The organism is Streptomyces sp. NPDC012508 (genome assembly GCF_042902595.1).
Classification (GTDB): Bacteria; Actinomycetota; Actinomycetes; order Streptomycetales; family Streptomycetaceae; genus Streptomyces.
Genome location: NZ_JBIBEO010000003.1, coordinates 24,628 through 42,786, shown reverse-complemented (window position 1 = coordinate 42,786; position 18,159 = coordinate 24,628). Strand labels below are relative to the sequence as shown.

Sequence of the window (18,159 nt, the reverse complement as noted above, 5' to 3'; positions counted from 1 at the left end):
GGTCGCGGTGTGCGGCGGAGACCTGCCGGGCGAGCGGCGCGAGCAGATGCTCGCCGAGCACGGACCGGTGACGCTGCACGTCCCCGGTGCCTGCTCAGCGAGCGGCGCCGTGATCATGCGAGTGCTCCGAGCCGAGCTCGGGCTCGACCTCCTCCACGCCAAGGCCGCGCTCCGCCGCGTGCGGAGCGGCGACTACGCGGGAACCCTGCCCGAGGTGGAGCTCCTGGCGCGCGGGCTCCGGGCGTCCGGCGTCGCCGCCACGGCTGTCCGCCCCTGAGCCGCGCGCCGAACAGGCATGTACACCGTGGGAGTTCGGCCGCGCAACCAACCGGGCGTCAGTCGAGCGGGTGTGGTCGCTGGTTCGGGCCTGGCGGATCGAAGCTCAGCCCGTTCTCGTCGAGGGCGTTGAAGACGGTCACCCGCCTCTCCTCGAAGACGAGGCTGAGGTCGACGTTCCCCAGAGCGACGTCCCTGCCCGTCCACTCGAGCAGCTCCGCTCGTTCGAGGGGCAGCCCCGGCAGCGTTTGCAGTTCGTGCAGGGGCTCGGGGCGCCACCGCAGGTCGAAGCCGGCCCATCGGACCGGACACCTGGGGTCGATCGTGTTCCACGTGAGGGAGAGATCCCCGAACTTCTGATGGTTGACCTCGACCTGCTCGCCGTCGAAGTCGAACAGCACCGGGCAGTCGCAGAACCACTCGTCGTCCCGAAGGTCCCACACCATCCAGACCCTCGTGAGCGGCCGGCCGGCAAGAGTGCGCAGCCGCTGCCCGTGCTCCCGCACGACCTCGCTGCGGCCGCTCGACCACCTCGGCCGGTATCCCGCGATCCCGAAATCGAACACCGCGCCATCCTGTCAGAGCCGACCCACGTCGCCCGACGCGCGAGATCGGCGTCCGATCGGCGAGGGCCTTCACCCGAAGACGAAGGGGGCGCATTTCTTTCCCTCCCGGATGCGGCGCGGAGAGGTGCTCGACGCGCCGCGAGGGGGCCGTACCGTGCGGCCGGGGGCATCTCGCCGCGTGGGTGACCTTCCCGCGCGGCAGGAAGTACGCCGGCCGGCCGGGCCCAGGGGTGGCGAGCGCCCTGTCGGATCAGGCGTCCCAGGCGCGAGGACGGTTCAGGTCTTCCCATTCAGGGCGGAGCAGCGAGAGCACGGCGAGGTCGTGGCGGCGGCCACGGTGGAGGCAGGCGGCGCGGCTGGTCCCTTCCCGGGTGAAGCCGGACTTGGCGAGGACGGCGAGGGCGGGAGCGTTGTCGGTGTGGGTTTCCGCCGTGAGCCGGTACATCGGGAGTTCACCGAAGGCCAGGTCCACCACCGCGTCGAGGGCGGCGGTGGCGTGGCCGTGCCCGCGATGGGGAGCAGCGAGCAGCAGCTCGACGTGAGCTGTGCCGTCGACGAGGTTCTGGCTGGTCAGTGCGACGTGGCCGACAGGGGTGCCGTCGGGAAGGAGGACGAGGAAGTCGTCGCGGTCGTCGTCCTCGATGTCGCGTTCGACGCGCTCGCGCATGGCGGTGAGTGAGCGCGGCCAGATGCCTATGTGGTGGGCGGCTACGGGGTCGGATCGCCAGCTGTGCATGAGCTCGGCGTCGTCCGTGTCGAGAGCGGCGAGGCCGACGGACGCGGCCCGCCACGAAAGGGTCCTCGCGGCTTCTGCGTCATGCTCGTCGCCTGAAATCCCGCTGTCTTCGGTCATAGGCGGATGCTAGGGGCGCCTTCAGGCGGGAACCACCGGGTTTCTCCGCCGCCCAGCAGCGCGTCATCCTGCCAGGTCATCGGCGCCGAGGGGCCAGTGGCAGCCGGCGACGTGCAGGCCGTTCAGCGCCGCGTGGTCGTTGGCCACCAGGACCTGCGCCAGCCGGGCTGCCGCGGCGACCACGGCTTGCCAGCCCGGGGAGTCCAGGTACGCCTCGTCGGGGGCGTCGGCACCGACCGCGTCCTGCACCAGCCCGTAGGCGACGCCCAGACGTGCCATCAGGTCGACCTCCTGCTCCGTGCGGAGGCTGCGCCCCAGCCACGGCGACGGGTCGTCCGCGTCGCAGAAGTCGTCGAAGAGGACGTGTACGACGTGGTCGAGGTCCTCGAACTCGGCCTTGTCGAGCCACACTTCGCGCTGCCACGTCGGGCTGGCCAGCGCCACGACCGCCGGCACGACGTGGAGGCGGAAGTACGGGAGGGCGACGCCGTGATCGATCACGGGCCGAGAGCGTACGCCGCCGCGGCGAGTGAGGCGCTCGAAAACCGGTGGAGGGGTGCCGGCGTGCGGCGTTAGCGTGCTGCCGAGCCACGTCGTCCAGTCAAAGGCCTGCCGTTGTACACCGTGTGAGACCTCCCGAGCGCTGAATCGTCGCGCGTCGCGCCTGTGCGCCGCGCTCCTTTTTGCTGCGGACTTCTCACTGGAATCGGTGTACTTCTGTGCTCAATCGCTGGGTGGTCACGCCCACCTGCCTGCCGCTCGTCATCCGCCGTTGCCACACCTGCACGTCCGAGCGCTTCCGTGCCAACGGCAAGTTTCGCGTCAACGCCAACCACAAGCTCATCGACGCCTGGCTCCTCGTGCTCTGCACCGGTTGCGGGGAGACGGCGAAGCTCACGGTCCTGGAGCGGATGAACGTGCGCTCCGTACGGCCCGAGCTGCTGAACCGGCTGCACGACAACGACCCTCGCCTGGCGGCTGAGTTGCTCCAGGATCCGGTCGTGCGGCGCCGCAACCGCATCGCCCTCGACTGGGACGACGCCTGGCGCCTCGACACCGGCGGATCGGATCACCTGGACCGCGAGGTGGTGGACGTGTCGGTCCGCTTCGCGGCGCGGATCCCTGTCCGGCCGGTGCGACTGATCGCCGAAGGGTGCGGTCTGTCGCGGTCCGAGGCTGAGCGGCTGATCGCGGAGGGGAAGCTCGTCTCGGCAGTCCGGCTGAGCGGCAAGCTCTCCGACGACTTCACCTTCATGCTCAAGCGCTGAGCCCCCTGGGGACCAGGGCCTGTCGGCGCGATCCGCCGGGCAGGCCCTAGTCCTGCCAGTAGAAGAGCAGCGTCTCCACCGTGAGGGGGCCTCGGCCGCCGAAGTAGTAGACGCAGAGGTCCGTGACCCGGATCGCGCCGGTTTCCGCGTCGATCCAGCGGAAGCCCGCGCGTTCGAGTGCGCGGCGGGCGGCGGTGTCGTCGTTCTCGGCGGTGGCGAACGGGCCGAGGGTGCTGATCAGGACGCGGCCCTCGCCTGCTTCGATCACGTAGTACGTCCCGTCCCCCTGCTGGTTGTCCTCGCCGCACGAGACCGGGGGCTTCGGGGCGAGGCCGGCTGTCGTGAGGGCGGTCGTCGCGCGGCGGAGCTGGGCTTCCATGTCGGGGCGGGCAGGCGGGTCGGTGCACAGGGCCTCGATCCGCCACCGCGGGTCGCTCGGGCGCTCGCAGCCGTGGCCGTACTCGTGGACGATCGCGGCGCGCAGGTCCTCGTCCAGGTCCTCGACCTCGACCCGGGGGCTGCCCAGGCGTTCGTAGATCGTCCTGGTCTCGGCCTTGTCCTCGGTGAGGCCGTACAGGCCGTACGCCGCCCAGAGCTTCGCCTCCGTCGTCGGTGCCTCGTCGAGGTAGGCGCGCAGGCGGTCCACGTCCGTGGAGAGGGACTGCGCGAGGTGGGCGACCGCCCGGTCCGGGTCCGCGAGCGCGTCGGTCACGTCCTCGTCGGCGCGGTACCGCGTCAGGACGCGGTACGCCCGGTCCTCGGGCCGCTCCACGCCGAGTTCGGCCAGGATCGCGTCCGCGCCGTACCGGTCCACAAGAGCGTCCAGACCCGCTTCGCCCGCGGCGCTGACGCGCTGCCACGGTGAGGCGGCGAGGGTCGCCAGCTCGCGCGCGGCCGAGCGGTCGCCGAGCAGGCCCCGCGCCTTCAGGAAGGCCTCGGCCATGCCGTACGAGGTGTCGGCGCGACGGTCCTCGTGCCGCAGCCAGGGCAGCAGCTCCGCCCGGTCCGCGAGCAGGTCGAGGAGGGCCCTGCGCACCTCGCCGGTGTCGTCGGCGTCGTAGATGCGCGCGGTCAGCTCGGGGACGTACCGCTCCGGGACCCGGCCGGTCAGGGCGATCGCACAGGGCCTGCGGCGCCACCACGGGTGCGCGGGGTCCGCCACGTACCGGGCGAGTTCCTCCGCGCCGACCTCCCGCAGGGCGGCGGTGTCGTCGCGTCCCGCCTGCGGTATCAGGGCCTCGATGCTTCGCATCCGGGGATGCTACTGCTCCGGCACCGCGCTGAGCAGCGCATTTTCCTCGGCGTGCGCACGGCCTGCCCGGGTGGGACACCATGGACGTATGGCGCTGCCCAGCGAGCGTGGCCTCGCCGTCGTCGAGGCACCGTCCGTGCTCGGGTTGCGGCCGTCCGGGGTCGAGGAGCTGCCGGGGGCCGTACTCGGCACAGTGGCGCGGGTCGCGCGGGTCGAGGCACCGGCGTACGACCCGGTGCGGGACGCCGCGACCGGGGTGCTCAACCCGGATGGCATCGCGCGGTACTCCGTACAGCTGGCGGACGTCGTCGGCGCGGTGCTCGACTCCGGGCGCTTTCCGGTCGTACTCGGCGGTGACTGCAGCATCCTGCTCGGCAACCTCCTCGCTCTGCGCCGCCGGGGCCGCCACGGCCTGCTGTTCCTCGACGGGCACACGGACTTCTACCAGCCGTCCGCCGAGCCGACCGGTGAGGTCGCGTCGATGGAACTCGCCCTGGCCACCGGGCGCGGCCCCCGGCCGCTCGCCGATCTCGAAGGGCGGGGGCCGCTGGTGCGGGACGAGGACGTGGTCGCGTTCGGGTTCCGGGACGCCGACGAGTCCGCCGCGGCGGGGAGCCGGCCGCTCCCGCCCCGGCTGTACGCCCTCCCCCTCGACGACGTGCGCGCGGTCGGCGCGGGCGAGGCCGCCCGCGGCGCCGTCGACCGCCTCGCCGAGCGGGAAGGGGACGGGTACTGGGTCCACCTCGACGTCGACGTCCTGGACGACGCGGTCATGCCCGCCGTCGACTACCGCCAGCCCGGTGGGTTGAGCTGGGCCGAGCTGGAGGACGTGCTGAGGACGGCCCTGGGCCACGAGCGGGCCGTCGGGTTCGACGTCACCATCTTCAACCCGCGCCTCGACCCCGACGGGACCATCGCCGCCCGGCTGACCGAATGCCTGCGCCGAGGCCTCTCGGTCTAGCGGCCGGCCCGCCGTGGTGCGGCCTCTCAGGGGGTGTCTCGTCCGAGGATGTCGGCGAACACGATCACGGCCGCGCTCTTGCCGTACTTCGCCTCCATCTCCGACGCGAAATCGCCCTTACGTACGAGGATCCGCTTGATGTCGATCCTGGTGCCGACAGGGAAGGTCATCTCCTGCTCGGACGCGTTGTTCTTGCCGAGCGACCTCCCCTGGTGCTCGTCCGGCAGGCCGAACTCCCAGACGACCTCCTTGCCCGCCACGTACGTGTGGGTCAGCGGATCGCCGAACGTGGTGGACAGGATCGCCGGCCATTCGACCGTCTTGTTGATCGTGACGTAGCCGCCGTCGGGGTGTTCGTCGGGCTTCAGAACGCCTTCGAAGGAGTCGTAGACGTGCTTGCTGTCGCCCCGCACCACCTGCCCGTCGGCATTGGCGGGGGTCTTGTCGAAGTCGCTCCACACGCCGTTGATGCGGGCGAAGATCTCGTACGTGTTCCGGAGGTGGTTCGCGTCCCACCCTTCCGTGGTGTCCTGGGTCGCGTAGTTCCGCGCGACGGCCACCCTGCGCCATGCGTCGAGCACCTCCTGCTCCTTCGCCTGGAAGGAGAAGTCGGGGGCGGTGATCTGTGAAGGGGCGTAGCCGACCTCTGCGAAGGCCGCCAGGAGCGGATTGATCCGGCGGTAGTCCGCGCTGAGGTAGTTCTCGCCGAGGTTGAGATCCTGCTGCTTCTGCTTGGCGGCGAGGACGGCCGGATCCAGCTCCTTCTGACGGGAGGCCAGGTAGGTGGCGCGGGACTCCTCGGCGCCCTCGACGGTTCCCCAGTCCTTGGCGACCGGGGACACGCGGACCTTCTTGCTGTCCGGGCCGGCGACCAGATAGGACCCGAGGCTGAACTTGTCGATCGTGTAGCCCGTACGGTCTCCGTCGTCCTCGTGCTTGACGACGGCGGTCCCTCTGTCGAGGCCCTTCGCCAGGACGCGCTGGACAGGTGCCTCGCCGCCCGGTCCGTGCACGGAGGGGCGCTGCACCATCCGGGCCACGGCCGCGTTGCCCACGCTGCGTTGGAGCGCGGCGAGCGTGTCCGGGGCGAGTACGGGGTTCCCCGGGGCCGGGGACCCGCTCCGGCCCTGCGACCGGGTCTCGGTCCCCCGAGGCGCGGGGGCGGGCCGCCCCGGCTCTTCGCGTTCGCGGTCGCGTTTCATGGTGGCTCCTGTTGCTGGGCGGCTTGTCTCCACTCCTAGCACCGGGGAGCCACCACGCGTGAGGGCCGCGGAGGCAAGGCCGAGGGCAGTCCGTGCCGCCCCTGCGTCCCTGCCGACGGCTCCGGCGGTGGGTCCTGTTACTTGACGACCTCGACCTTCTTGTCCCCGGAGGCCGCCTCCACCACCGTCTTCACGGTGCCCGTCTCCCGGCTGCTCGCACTGGCTGCGTCACCGTCGGAGCTCTGGCCCGCGACGACGACGGCGAACGCGGCGACCGCGGCGAGGGCGAGGGCGGCCTTGGCGAGGGTCTTCTTCATGTACGTGTCCTCCCGTTTGTCCTTCGATGTGAAGGTGGAGTGAAGATATCGCGCAACCACCCTGCGGGGAATGGGGAGTTGGGGCGACGGGCGGGGCGGCGACAGGACGGCGGCCGGGCGCCGCGACCATCGACGCGTCGGGAAAAGTTGACACGTCGGAATTCTCCGACGCATAGTGCTGTGCATGGTGGTGGTCGATGTCTTCAGCGCCCTGTCCAATCCCGTACGACGCCGTCTCCTGGAGGCCCTGCGCGACGGACCGCGGGCGGCCGGTGAGCTCGCCGGCGAGTTCGAGCTGAGCCGGCCCGCGGTCTCCGAGCACCTGGCGGTGCTCAGGAACGCGCGGCTGGTGCGCGAGGAGCCCCGGGGAAGGCATCGCTACTACCACCTGGAGGCGGCACCCCTGGCCGAGGTCGGCGAGTGGCTGCACCCCTTCGAGCACTACTGGCGCACCCGGATGCGGGCGCTGAGCGACCTGATCGACGAGGAGAACCCGTGAGCACCCCCACCGAACCGAACGTCATCCGCTGCGACCAGTTCATCGCCCACCCGCCCGCCAAGGTCTGGAAGGCGCTGACCGATCCCGAGCTCCACGCCCGCTGGTGGGCCGCCGGTGACGTACGGGCCGTCGTGGGCCACCGCTTCACCTTGGACATGGGGAACTGGGGGCACCAGGAGTGCGAGGTGCTCGCCGTCGAGCCCGAGCGCCTCCTCCGTTACAGCTTCGCCCCCGGCTCGCTGGACACCACGATCACGTGGGAGCTCCACCCCGAGGGCACGGGCACGCGGCTCTTCCTGGAGCACGCCGGGTTCGACCTCGACTCCCCGCTCGGCAAGGCGGCCCTCGAAGGAATGGGCCGCGGATGGCCCGGCCTGCTGAAGCGCATCGAACCGGCCCTGGACGCCGTCGGCCAGTAGGAGCGGTTCCGGCCGCCGCTCCTGTCCGGGCTCACGGGCCCTGGCCGGGTTCCGGGTTCCGGGTCCGAACGAGTGGACTCACGGGGCCTGGGGACGCGGAAGGGGCGTACCTGGGCATCGCGGGGGTCACGTTGGCGTTCCCGACCCTGAACCGGAAGAGGCGCCCCCGACATGCGACGTACCCCCGCCCGCCGTCTATTCGCCGCAGCGCTCCTCGTGGCGTCCGCACTGGCTCCGATGGCCACCACCCCCGCCACCGCCGTCCCCGCCTACGCCGCAGGCCCCGCCGGTGTCCACCCGCACGGCACGGAGGACTGCCGGGACGGCGGCAGCCTCGGCCCCGAGCTGACCGCCCGGCTGGACAAGGCCATCGAGGACGTCCGCGAGCAGGCCGGTATCCCCGGCATCGTCGCCGGCGTGTGGATGCCGGGCAAGGGGTGCTACGTCCGCGCCACCGGTGTCGCCGACAAGGTCACCGGCAGGCCGATGAGCACCTACGGCTCCGTGCGGATCGGCAGCGAGACCAAGACCTTCACGGTCACCGCGCTCCTGAAGCTCGTCGACGCGGGCAGGATCGGACTCGACGACCCGATCTCCCGCTACATCGACGGCGTACCCAACGGCGACAACATCACCCTGCGCCACCTGGCCGAGATGCGCAGCGGACTCTTCCCGTACACCTCCGACCCTGGCTTCCTCCAGGATCTGGAGAGCCAGCCGACCCGCTCGTACACCCCGGACGAGTTGCTCGCCTACGGCTACCGGCACGACAACACGTTCGCGCCGGGGACGCAGTTCGAGTACTGCAACAGCAACCTCATCCTCCTCGGTCTCGTCGTCGAGAAGGTCAGCGGCAAGCGCCTCGCCGACTTCATCGACAGGCAGGTGCTGCGCCCGGCAGGCCTGCGGGAGACGCTGTTCCCGAGGGGGGCGGAGTTCCCGGAACCGCATCCGCGCGGGTACACCGACCAGACGCCGAGCGGCGCGGTGGTCGACTCCACGGACTGGAACCCCAGTTGGGCCTGGGCCGCGGGGGCGATGATCTCGGACCTGCACGACCTGCGCCGCTGGGCGAAGATCGTCGCCACCGGGGAGCTGCTGAGCCCGGAGACCCAGGCCGAGCGGCTCAAGACGCTGCCGACGGGCTTCCCCGGCACGAGCTACGGCCTCGGCATCTTCGAGACCGGAGGCTGGATCGGGCACAACGGCTCCATCCCCGGCTACGAGACCGTGACCGTCTATCTGCCCTCGCAGAAGGCCACCATGGTGCTCATGCTGAACACCGACATCTCGGCCGGGGGCCAGGAGCCGAGCACTCTGGTCGCGCGTGCCGTCACCGAGGTCGTGACGCCGGACAACGTGTTCGACCGGCCGGTCCCCCCGCCGCTCAGCGAGACGCGCCTGTGAAGTCGGGCCGATGCGGTCCGGCCGATGCGGTCCGGCCGACACGGTCCGGCCGACACGCTCAGAGCTTTTGTGACGTCAGGGCTATGAGGTCAAAACGCCGTTGAGGAACGGCTCGATAGCCGTGCGCCAGGCGTCCGGGTGGTCGTAGTGGAGGAGATGGCCGGCGTCCGGGATCTCTGCGTACGCCCCGCGCGGGAGGACGCGGACCATCTCCTGGGCCTCGGCGCGGCCCAACTCGCCGTCCAGGCCGCGGACGACCAGCGTCGGGCAGCGGACCTGGGCGAGCGAGTCCCAGTGGGCGTCGTGGACCCAGGTCTCCCGGGAGGTCAGCATCTGGGCGGTGTCGAAGACCGGGTACCAGCCGTCGGGACGCTCGGTCATCACCTCGGCGAAGAACTCACCGCGCGCGGGGTTCGGCCGCTCGACCCAGGGGTCCTCCTCGCCGAACCACTTCCGCACCCCGTCGAGCGAGGCGAAGGGCGCCGGCCAGCGGCGGAACCAGTCCTGCCACTCCCGCTGCGAGGCGGCGCCGAGGGCGGAGGCCCGCATGTCGCAGATGACCAGGGCCTGGACGAGGTCGGGGTGCTCGGCGGCGAGCTGCCAGGCGGTGAGCGCGCCCATGGAGTGGCCGACGAGGGTGACGGGGCCGAGGCCGAGCTGCTCGACGGCGGCGGCCGCGTCCGAGACGTACGCCTCGCGGGTGAAGGGGCCCGCGGGGGGCTTGTCGCTGAGGCCGTGACCCCGCTGGTCGAGGGCGACGACGCGATGGCGCCCGGCCAGCCAGCGGGCGGTGGGGGCCCAGTGGGAGGCGCGGCCCATCAGACCGTGCAGAAGTAAGACTCCGGAGCCGGTCGTCCTTGCCTGCTCTTCTGTGAACTCCCAGGCAGCCAGGCGTACGCCGCCGGCCCCGGTGACATCGAGACGTCGCACCATGTTCCCTGGCACCCCCTCTTTCCCATCGAGCGTGTCGAGCACCGCCAGACTATCGAACCCATATTCGAAAATGGGGTTCTGCCACGTAACACCCCTCGTTCGAGTGACCGTGCTCAAGGATTGACGCGGGCCGCCGAGGGGAGATCTTCAGCGGGAGGCGGACCGCTCGGGGAAAACGGTCCGAGGGGAACGACCCTGGGAGCTCGGGGCTCCGGGTCGACACAGGGGAGGACAGGCCCCGGCGCCCATGGGCGCCGGGGCTCTCCGTCTGGCGGCACACCACCCCGGACGACTCCATCTCACCCACCCCTCCCCGGCCGTACGGCTCCCCCCAGCGTGGCACGCCGAGGGCCACGGGCGTGGCGATTCCGCCGTAAAACGGGCCGCGGAGACCCTCCGACCCCCGGGACCTGGGCGGGAACGCGGCCAGGCGCGGTGCCGGGAGCGAAGCCCTTGACCCTCACGTGACGTCATGCCGCATGGTCGGAGGCGTGGAAGGGCACCTGACCGTCGGGCGTGTGGCGGAGCTGGCCGGCGTGAGCCGGCCCGAGGCGTACCTGGACGACCATGTGCGCCGCGCGGTGTCGGTGTGGACCAGGGTCGGGCCGCAGGCCGAACTACGGGCGGTGGAAAAGCTCCGCGAGGGCCTTTCCTCAGGCCGGTGGGCCGAGCGCAACCGGGACCTCGTCGCCCTCGACGCGGCAGAACTCGGCCTCCGCCTGCTCGTGGCCTGAACCGCCGCGCACCAGAGAGCCGACCGGCCGGAACGAGCCGACAGGGGGAGCCGGGGCCTCCGGGAACGCGGAATCCCCGCGGGTCCACGGGGATTCCCGTCCAACCCGCGGGGACTCCGCGTCGGTCACTACCGCCTAGCGCTTCGCCACGAAGACGTGGGCCGCCACGTCCGGCTCCAGTTCGGCCGCTTCGCCGCTGCTGCCGACCAGGACGCCGCCCGCCGACTCCGTCACGCTCACCACCGAGCCGGGCTGCACGCCCGCGCGGCGCAGCGTGTACATCAGCTGGGCGTCCGTCTGGATCGGCTCCCCGATCCGGCGCACGATCACCGTCTTGCCGTCCGGGCCCGGGTCCAGGTCGGCGAGGGAGACCATCGAGTCGTCCAGGAAGGACTCCGCCTCGGCCTTCTCCCCCAGCTCCTCGAGGCCCGGGATCGGGTTGCCGTACGGCGACTCCGTCGGGTGCCGCAGGAGCTCCAGGACGCGCCGCTCGACGGCCTCGCTCATCACGTGCTCCCAGCGACAGGCCTCCGCGTGGACCTGCTCCCACTCCAGACCGATCACATCGACGAGCAGGCACTCGGCGAGCCGGTGCTTGCGCATCACTCGCGTCGCCAGCCGCCGGCCCTCGTCCGTCAGCTCCAGGTGTCGATCGCTCGCGACGGCCACCAGGCCGTCGCGCTCCATGCGGGCCACCGTCTGGCTGACCGTCGGGCCGCTCTGATCGAGCCGCTCCGCGATCCGGGCGCGCATGGGGACCACACCTTCCTCCTCCAGCTCGAGGATGGTGCGGAGATACATCTCCGTTGTGTCGATCAGTCCGGACATACGTGCCCCTCGATGAGTCGTGCGCTGGCCCTGCACCAATTCTTACGCATCCCACTGACAACCGTGCCCCGCGGGAGAAACGAAGGGGAAAGGCAGTATTGACAGACCAATGGTCCAGACCGCACCGTGATCCGCGACACGACGACAAGGAGCTTCGGCAATGGGCGACAGCGCGCGCGAGTCCAAGCTGGCAGGACAGTTCTTCGACGCGGCGATCGGCCTGCTCCAGCAGGTCCGCGACCAGGACGCCGAGGAGATCGCCGCCGCCGGGACCGCGATCGCCGAGGCCGTCGCCGCCGGCGGCCGGCTCTTCGCCTTCGGCGCGGGCCACTCGTCGCTGGCCGCCCAGGACGTCGTCTACCGGGCGGGCGGCCTCGCGCTGATGAACCTCCTGGCCGTCCCCGGGGTCGTCGGCGTCGACGTCATGCCGGCGACGCTGGGCTCCGCCCTGGAGCGCGTGGACGGCCTCGCCGGCGCGGTGCTCGACTCCTCGCCCGCCAGGGCCGGCGACGTCCTGATCATCATCTCGCTCTCCGGCCGCAACGCCCTGCCCGTCGAGATGGCGATGAACGCCCGCGCCCTCGGCCTGACGGTGATCGGTGTCACCTCGGTGGCGTACGCGACGGAGACGAAGTCCCGGCACGTCTCGGGGACGTACCTGAAGGACCACTGCGACATCGTGCTCGACTCGCGGATCGCGGTCGGCGACGCGGAGCTGACGCACGAGGCCATCGAGGCGCCCTTCGCCCCGGCCTCGACCGTCGTCACCAGTGCCCTGATGCAGGCCACGATGGCCGCGGCGGCCGAGGAGATGGTCCGCCTGGGCATCGAGCCGCCGCTGCTGCGGTCGGGGAACGTCGACGGCGGGCACGAGTGGAACGGCCGCGTGATGACCGAGTACGCCGACCGGATCTTCTACCGCCACTGACCGGGACGGGCTCCCGACGGCCCGGGGGCGACTGCCGCTACCGCCGCCCGGGCCATCCCGAACCGGAGCCCGAGCCGGGCCCCGAGCCGGAGTCGGAGCCTGAAGCCGTGCCCGTACCCGTTCCCGTACCCGTTCCCGCTCCGGTCGCCTCCGCCAGGTCCAGTGAGGCCGCGACCCGTACCGCCACCGCCTCCGCGTAGACCGCGTCCGGTCGTTCGAAGGCCGTACGGGACCCGGAGCGCAGGAACGTCACCGCGCCCACCGTCCTGCCCCTGCTGCGCAGCGGCAGGCAGAGCGCGTGGACCGCGTCCCGGGGCCAGTGACGCGTCGTCGCCCAGTCCTCGGCCGCCTGCGGGCCCGCCGTGGCGGGCGCCGACGCCCGTACCGGTCCCGTACGGGAGAGGGCCTGGAGGACCGGGTGGCCCGACGGGTAGCGCAGCGGGATGCCGCCGCCCGCGACGGGAACGACCGGGCCCGGCTCGCCCGTCGGCGTCGCCGCCACCCGTACGAGCCGCCGCTCCCCCGCCGCCACGTCGACGAGCGCGTGGTCGGCGAAGCCCGCGAGCGCGAAAGTCCAGCAGGACCGTCGCCGCCTCCTTCGGGTCCTCGCACTCGGCCGCCACCGCGCCCCCGCGGTGCAACTGGCTGTACCGGAAGCGCAGCCGGTCCGCCTCCTGCTCGGCGAGCCGCTCCTCGGTGACGTCCTGGAACAGCCACCCGACCCCCAGCGGAACCGGCTCCTCCGCCAGCGGCGACGCCAGTCGCACGAACCCGCTGCGCCAGCACCGCCTCCGCTCGCCCTCCGGCGTCCGGAGCGTCACCCACACCTCGGCCGCGCCCTTCGGCGCACCCTCCGCGAGCACGTGCTCCAGCGCGGACTCGAGCTCCTCCACACCCTGCGCGATCAGCTCCCCCAGCGGCCGGCCGAGCAGGGTCGTACGGCCCGCGCCCATGACCCGGGCCGCGTGGCCGTTGACGACGGTGGGGCGCAGGTCCACGTCGACGAGCACGACACCCCAGGACGCGTCGTCGAACAGCGCCTCGCTGAGCGCGATCGAGCGCTCCAGATCGATCTGCGCATGCACCTCGCTGAACGCGCAGTACACCCCGGCGGGCTTTCCGTCCGCGCCGCGCACGCCTGCGGACTGCGTCCGTACGAGGACGCGGCCGCCGTCCTTCCGGACCAGCGCGAACTCGTTCACCAGCCGGCCCGGCGCCTCCATCGCGGCCATCAGACGGGCCAGCGCCTCGACGGCGTCGGCGGGCCGCGCCGCCCACCCCTCGAAGCCGCGCCGGCCTACGGCCTCCTCGGCCGACCAGCCGAGGATCCGCTCGGCCTCCTTGTTCCAGTGCGTGACGGCGCCGTCGGCGTCGAAGGCACAGAGCGCCGCGTCCATTCCGTCGAGGAGCGCGGCGAGCAGATCGGCCCCCGGCCCCTCCGCGTCGCGCCGCTCCGCGGTCCCACTCCTGGCAGCACTCATCCCGGCACCCCCTGCAGGACGGTGTACGCACGTGCATCCGCACGTCTCAGATCATTCAACTTGAACGTGACCCAGGACACACCCGGTTCAATGAAATCGTTGCGTCCCGGAAACGAACACGGGGCGGGCGGGGAGGTACGCGGAGGTACGCGGAGGCGGGCGGACGGACCTCGCGCCCGGCATGCGCGGGGCGCGCGGTCACGGCGCGAGAGCCACCGATCGACGCAGCGTGTTCCGGGGGAAATCGGCGTAATAAATCGCTTGAGGCTTCGCGGAAGGGTTCCTAGGGTGTGGAGCACACGCGAAAGGAGGTGATCCGAAAACATGATTTCTTTTCGGACTCGTGAGGTGACTGCGGGCTAACGGCCTGCCGTCGCACTCTGTGCACCTCGGCAGGACAGCTGCCGATACCCAAGCAGTCACCCGACCCGTGGGCCGCCGGTAAGTCCGGCCGGCTCTCGTCCGAACTCGAGCGGACGGGACCAAGGCCCACGGGTCGTCTGCGTTTTCGGGCCGGCGTGTACAACCTGTTCCCCTGTCCGGCGGTCGAACCGGACGGCGCGCACCGGTGCGCGACCGCCCGTTCGCCCAGGAGGACACCTCTTGCTTCCCGTACGCATGCCCCGTCGCCGCCTCGGCGCCGCCGTCGCCACGGTCCTCGCCGTCACCCTCGGCGCGGGCACCCTGGCCGCAGCTCCGGCGGGCGCCGCCGTCTCCGTCCGGACAGCCGCCACGGCTGACACGGCCGAGGTCCGCACGCTCGTGCCCGGCGCCGATCTGATGAGCGCGAGCGGAACGGGGTATGTCACGGCGGTCCCGAGCGACGACGAGTTCGGCAGGACGCTGCGCTGGACCCCCTACGGGACGGGCGCCGGCCGTGACCTGGCGTACTCCGGCCTCCGGGGCTCGGTCAAGGCCTCCGGGGACTGGATGGTCGTGTCTCCCGAGGGGTACGGGGCCACGGCCACGAACCTGGCCACCGGGGAGTCGTTCCGCTCGGGCGGGGTGCCCGGCTGGCTGGACGCCGAGGACATGGGAACCGCCGGTGCGGCTCTGTTCATGGGCACACCGGGCGGGCTCTGGATGAAGACGAAGGACTCCGGTCCGCGCCGCGTGACAGGTCTGCCGGACGGGACTTCGTACGAGAGGGTGAAGCCGCTCGACGCCGGGTTCGGCCTGCTCGCCTACCGGACAGAGGCGCACGAGCGACGACGCGCGCTCATCGATCTGGCCACCGCCTCCGTGACGGAGACGTTCCCGTACCCGGAGGGCGCCCTGGAACGCGATGTCGCTCTCTCCGGCGAGCGCTTCGCATGGGTCGAGGCCGACACCGGCACGAACACCCTTCGGGTCGTCGTCCGCGACCGCGCGACCGGAGCCGAGAGCGTCGTCGTCGTCCCGGGCAAGACCGTTCACCACCTCCTGGACATCGAGCTGCTCGGTGACTGGCTGATGTACGACGGGACGGCCCGCCATCTGCGGTCGGGCGAGACCGTCAAGGTGCTCGACTTCTCCTTCGGGTCGACCGCCACCCCCAACGCCTCGGTCAAGATCACGCAGGGCCGCACCGCCGGCGTCGACGGCATCTTCCGCCTCACCCTCGGCGCGGACGGCCGGCCCGTCGTCACGCTCCTGGGGCGCCAGGGCTCCGCCACCACCGCGATGCACGACGTGAACGCCGACGGCCATCCGGACCTGCTCGCCCGGGACGCCAAGGGCGCGCTGTGGACCGACGACGCCGGGAACGGCTCCCGTCCGGTGTCCCTGAACACCGGCTGGCAGGTGTACGACAAGATCGAGGTCGTCGGGAACATCGTCGGCCTGGGAGTCACCGCCGATGTGGTCGCCCGCGACAAGGACGGCGTCCTCTGGCTGCCCCAGACCTATGGCGGAGGCGGCGTCCACGGGCGCCAGCGGGTCGGCGGAGGGTGGCAGACGTACGCCACCCTCACCGGCGGCAGCGACCTGACCGAAGACGGGCGCACGGACCTCGTCGCCATCGACAAGGCCGGCGTCCTCTGGCTGTACAAGGGCACCGGCGAGACGAACCGTCCCTTCGAGGCCCGCGAGCGCATCGGCACCGGCTGGAGCATCTACGACCAGCTCGTCGCCGTCGGCAACCTCGCCGGCGGTCCGGCCGGCGACCTCGTCGCCCGCGACAGGAACGGCGTGCTGTGGCTCTACCTCGGGAGGGGCGACGGCACCTTCGTCCAGCGCACGAGGATCGGCGGCGGCTGGCAGACGTACTCCCAGCTCATCGGCGCCGGAGACGTCGACCACGACGGCAGGGCCGACCTGTTCGCCGCCCACCCGGGCTCGAAGACCGTCTACCTCTACTCCGGCACCGGCGACCGTCACCGGCCGTTCCACTCCCGCAAGGTCACCGACGTCCATGCGGGGCGCACGTACAACCACATGAGCTGACCACACGCACTAGGCCATCGACAGCCGGCCCGTGCGCTGCGACCGGGCCTCGCCGGCCCTGAGGATCACCGCCGCCGCCCCCAGCAGCAGTGCACTCAGGGCGGTGAGGCCGAGGAGTGCCGGGGCGAGGTCCGTCAGCGTGCGGTGTTCGAGCAGGGCGCCGCGGACGGCGATCAGGCTGCCGGTGAGCGGGAAGACCGCGCCGACGACCTGGATCGCCGCGGGCAGGGCGAAGTGCGGCAGGCGGACGGCCGAGACGAACCACAGCGGCTCGTCGAGGATCGTGTACAGGAACGCCGAGTCGCGCGAGAAGACCAGCAGGCTGTTGAGGAACGCGCCCCACGCGACCGCCGGGACCAGCAGGGCGAGGAAGACGACTCCGTACATCCACCAGGCGGAGACCGACAGCGCGCCGAAGCCGGTGAGGGCGGCGACGGTGAAGCAGGTGAGCAGCCAGGCGTTCTGGAGGAGCGCCCCCGCGCCGTTGGCGATCATGAGGGTGAGGCGGCCGGCCGGGGAGAGGAAGAGGAGCTCCAGCGTGCCGGTGGCCCGCTCGAAGGAGAAGTGCCAGGCGCTCTGGACGAGGGAGAAGAAGAAGGCGTACGCGAGGGTTCCGGTGGCCAGGAAGGCGAGGAGACGGTCCGGGTCGGCGGCGAGCGGCCAGTTCGCGGCGGCCGGGGAGGCCGTGGCGACCGGGCGCAACGTGTAGTAGGTGGTGGCCAGTTGGAGGACCGGCCAGACGAGCATCGAGAAGGCGACGAGCGGCTGGCCGAAGAGGCGGCGGTGCTGCTTCAGCGCCTCCGCCGCGAAGACTCTCAGCGCGTGGTTCATACGAGGGCCTCCTCGCCGGCCTCCGCCAGCGCCAGGATCGCGTCCTCCAGGCTCGCTTCCGCTATTTCCAGGCCGCCGATCGAGCCGCCCGCCTCGACGACGGCGGCCGCGAGCGGGCCCGCCATGTCGTCCGGGTGGCGCAGGGTGATCAACTCGGCGCCCTCGGGGAGGGGTTCGCGTACCGCGCCGAAGCGTTCGGCCACCGCGGCGGTCGCCGTGCCCGGGTTCGTGACCGTGAGGCGGATCGTTCGGTGGCTGCCGGTGGCCGCCTTCAGCTCCCCGGGGCTGCCCTCGGCGAGGTGGCGGCCCGCGGAGATCACGTACACATGACCGCAGAGCTCCTCGACCTCGGCGAGGTAGTGGGAGGTGAGGAGGACGCCCGTACCCTCCTCGGCGAGGCGGGCCACGACGCGGCGCAGGTCTCGGGCGATCGGGGCGTCGAGGCCGAGGGTCGGCTCGTCGAGCAGCAGGTAGTCGGGCGTGTTGACGAGACCGCGGGCGATGGCGAGGCGCTGGGTCATGCCGCGCGAGTACCGCTCGACCATGGTGTCGGCCGCGTCCGACAGGCCGACCAGGCTCAGCAACTCGTCGATGCGGGCGCGCAGTTCGCGCTTGGGTACGTCGTAGAGCTGGCCGAAGTACCAGAGGTTCTCACGGCCGGTCATGCGGGTGTAGACCATGCGCTCGCCGCCCGCGATGAGGTTGATGCGGCGGCGTACGGCGCGGGCGTCGGCGACGGTGTCGAGCCCGTCGACCGCGACCGTGCCGGAGGTGGGGCGCAGCAGGGTGGCGAGGATCTTGATGGTCGTGGTCTTGCCGGCGCCGTTGAGACCGAGGAGGCCGGTGATCCGGCCGGGCGGGATGTCGAGGTCGATGCCGTCGACCGCCCGCTTGAGCGAGCGCGGGCCGAAGATCCCCTTGTCGCGTACGGGGAAGTCCTTGGTGAGCGCGCGCACCTGAATGCCCGTCGAGCCCTGCAT

The 18,159-nt window shown here is 71.7% G+C and carries 18 protein-coding genes and 2 pseudogenes; 9 read left to right on the top strand and 11 right to left on the bottom strand.

The features are described 5' to 3' along the window. Window positions 1-7 precede the first annotated feature (7 nt). On the top strand, window positions 8-277 hold the full coding sequence (locus ACFY8U_RS10545; protein ID WP_389568421.1) for a hypothetical protein: 270 nt from the start codon (window positions 8-10) through the stop codon (window positions 275-277). A gap of 58 nt (window positions 278-335) precedes the next feature. On the opposite strand, the gene ACFY8U_RS10540 is transcribed toward ACFY8U_RS10545, so the two are convergent. From ACFY8U_RS10540 to ACFY8U_RS10530, 3 genes are all read right to left on the bottom strand, one after another. Further along, window positions 336-842 (bottom strand): hypothetical protein, encoded by a 507-nt coding sequence (locus ACFY8U_RS10540; RefSeq protein ID WP_389568418.1) that lies wholly within the window; start codon window positions 840-842, stop codon window positions 336-338. Window positions 843-1,092: 250 nt separating this feature from the next. Continuing rightward, window positions 1,093-1,695 carry a GNAT family N-acetyltransferase gene (locus tag ACFY8U_RS10535; protein ID WP_389568416.1) on the bottom strand — a complete coding sequence of 201 codons (603 nt, stop codon included), beginning with the start codon at window positions 1,693-1,695 and terminating at the stop codon, window positions 1,093-1,095. Between the two features lie 63 nt (window positions 1,696-1,758). Then, a complete protein-coding gene (locus ACFY8U_RS10530; protein WP_389568413.1) occupies window positions 1,759-2,196 on the bottom strand; it encodes a hypothetical protein in 438 nt (145 codons plus the stop codon). A 218-nt stretch (window positions 2,197-2,414) separates the two neighbouring features. On the opposite strand from ACFY8U_RS10530, the gene ACFY8U_RS10525 reads away from it, so the two are divergent. Next, window positions 2,415-2,963, top strand: a complete 549-nt coding sequence (locus tag ACFY8U_RS10525) for a DUF1062 domain-containing protein (RefSeq protein WP_389568411.1) — start codon at window positions 2,415-2,417, stop codon at window positions 2,961-2,963. A gap of 46 nt (window positions 2,964-3,009) precedes the next feature. Here the strand turns inward: ACFY8U_RS10525 and ACFY8U_RS10520 are convergent, their stop codons facing one another. Continuing rightward, a complete protein-coding gene (locus tag ACFY8U_RS10520) occupies window positions 3,010-4,215 on the bottom strand; it encodes a hypothetical protein (RefSeq protein WP_389568408.1) in 1,206 nt (401 codons plus the stop codon). A gap of 88 nt (window positions 4,216-4,303) precedes the next feature. Here ACFY8U_RS10520 and ACFY8U_RS10515 point away from each other — a divergent pair, with 88 nt between their 5' ends. Continuing rightward, on the top strand, window positions 4,304-5,176 hold the full coding sequence (locus tag ACFY8U_RS10515) for an arginase family protein (protein ID WP_389568405.1): 873 nt from the start codon (window positions 4,304-4,306) through the stop codon (window positions 5,174-5,176). A gap of 26 nt (window positions 5,177-5,202) precedes the next feature. On the opposite strand, the gene ACFY8U_RS10510 is transcribed toward ACFY8U_RS10515, so the two are convergent. Both ACFY8U_RS10510 and ACFY8U_RS10505 read right to left on the bottom strand, forming a co-directional pair. After that, window positions 5,203-6,378, bottom strand: a complete 1,176-nt coding sequence (locus tag ACFY8U_RS10510) for a hypothetical protein (RefSeq protein ID WP_389568403.1) — start codon at window positions 6,376-6,378, stop codon at window positions 5,203-5,205. A 137-nt stretch (window positions 6,379-6,515) separates the two neighbouring features. After that, window positions 6,516-6,695, bottom strand: coding sequence for a hypothetical protein (locus ACFY8U_RS10505; RefSeq protein WP_389568401.1), 180 nt, complete (start codon window positions 6,693-6,695; stop codon window positions 6,516-6,518). A gap of 184 nt (window positions 6,696-6,879) precedes the next feature. Here ACFY8U_RS10505 and ACFY8U_RS10500 point away from each other — a divergent pair, with 184 nt between their 5' ends. The 3 genes from ACFY8U_RS10500 to ACFY8U_RS10490 all read left to right on the top strand — a co-directional run bounded on the left by ACFY8U_RS10500 (window position 6,880) and on the right by ACFY8U_RS10490 (window position 9,020). Continuing rightward, on the top strand, window positions 6,880-7,194 hold the full coding sequence (locus tag ACFY8U_RS10500) for a metalloregulator ArsR/SmtB family transcription factor (protein ID WP_361598624.1): 315 nt from the start codon (window positions 6,880-6,882) through the stop codon (window positions 7,192-7,194). After that, complete coding sequence (locus ACFY8U_RS10495) at window positions 7,191-7,613, top strand: SRPBCC domain-containing protein (RefSeq protein ID WP_361598627.1); 423 nt, start codon at window positions 7,191-7,193, stop codon at window positions 7,611-7,613. The genes ACFY8U_RS10500 and ACFY8U_RS10495 overlap by 4 nt, the downstream gene beginning before the upstream one ends. Window positions 7,614-7,784: 171 nt before the next feature. Continuing rightward, on the top strand, window positions 7,785-9,020 hold the full coding sequence (locus ACFY8U_RS10490; protein WP_389568398.1) for a serine hydrolase domain-containing protein: 1,236 nt from the start codon (window positions 7,785-7,787) through the stop codon (window positions 9,018-9,020). Window positions 9,021-9,101: 81 nt separating this feature from the next. Here ACFY8U_RS10490 and ACFY8U_RS10485 read toward each other — a convergent pair whose 3' ends face one another. Then, window positions 9,102-9,953 (bottom strand): alpha/beta fold hydrolase, encoded by an 852-nt coding sequence (locus ACFY8U_RS10485; RefSeq protein WP_389568396.1) that lies wholly within the window; start codon window positions 9,951-9,953, stop codon window positions 9,102-9,104. A 542-nt stretch (window positions 9,954-10,495) separates the two neighbouring features. Between ACFY8U_RS10485 and ACFY8U_RS10480 the strand changes: the two are divergent. Further along, window positions 10,496-10,687: pseudogene (locus ACFY8U_RS10480) on the top strand (MerR family transcriptional regulator); the annotation flags it as partial. A 135-nt stretch (window positions 10,688-10,822) separates the two neighbouring features. Here ACFY8U_RS10480 and ACFY8U_RS10475 read toward each other — a convergent pair. After that, the gene (locus ACFY8U_RS10475) at window positions 10,823-11,515 is read right to left on the bottom strand and encodes an iron dependent repressor, metal binding and dimerization domain protein (protein ID WP_361437255.1); all 693 of its coding nucleotides are present in this window, start codon (window positions 11,513-11,515) and stop codon (window positions 10,823-10,825) included. A 160-nt stretch (window positions 11,516-11,675) separates the two neighbouring features. Between ACFY8U_RS10475 and ACFY8U_RS10470 the strand changes: the two genes are divergently transcribed. Then, the gene (locus ACFY8U_RS10470) at window positions 11,676-12,443 is read left to right on the top strand and encodes an SIS domain-containing protein (RefSeq protein WP_389568393.1); all 768 of its coding nucleotides are present in this window, start codon (window positions 11,676-11,678) and stop codon (window positions 12,441-12,443) included. Window positions 12,444-12,582: 139 nt separating this feature from the next. On the opposite strand, the pseudogene ACFY8U_RS10465 reads toward ACFY8U_RS10470, so the two are convergent. After that, window positions 12,583-13,924: pseudogene (locus ACFY8U_RS10465) on the bottom strand (PAS domain-containing protein); the annotation flags it as partial. Between the two features lie 603 nt (window positions 13,925-14,527). On the opposite strand from ACFY8U_RS10465, the gene ACFY8U_RS10460 reads away from it, so the two are divergent. Continuing rightward, window positions 14,528-16,348: an FG-GAP repeat domain-containing protein gene (locus tag ACFY8U_RS10460; protein WP_389568390.1), complete on the top strand. Its 1,821-nt coding sequence runs from the start codon at window positions 14,528-14,530 to the stop codon at window positions 16,346-16,348. 9 nt (window positions 16,349-16,357) lie between these two features. Here the strand turns inward: ACFY8U_RS10460 and ACFY8U_RS10455 are convergent, their stop codons facing one another. Continuing rightward, window positions 16,358-17,179, bottom strand: coding sequence for an ABC transporter permease (locus tag ACFY8U_RS10455; RefSeq protein WP_389568387.1), 822 nt, complete (start codon window positions 17,177-17,179; stop codon window positions 16,358-16,360). Then, complete coding sequence (locus tag ACFY8U_RS10450; protein WP_389568385.1) at window positions 17,176-18,159, bottom strand: ABC transporter ATP-binding protein; 984 nt, start codon at window positions 18,157-18,159, stop codon at window positions 17,176-17,178. Before ACFY8U_RS10450 ends, ACFY8U_RS10455 begins: the two co-directional genes overlap by 4 nt.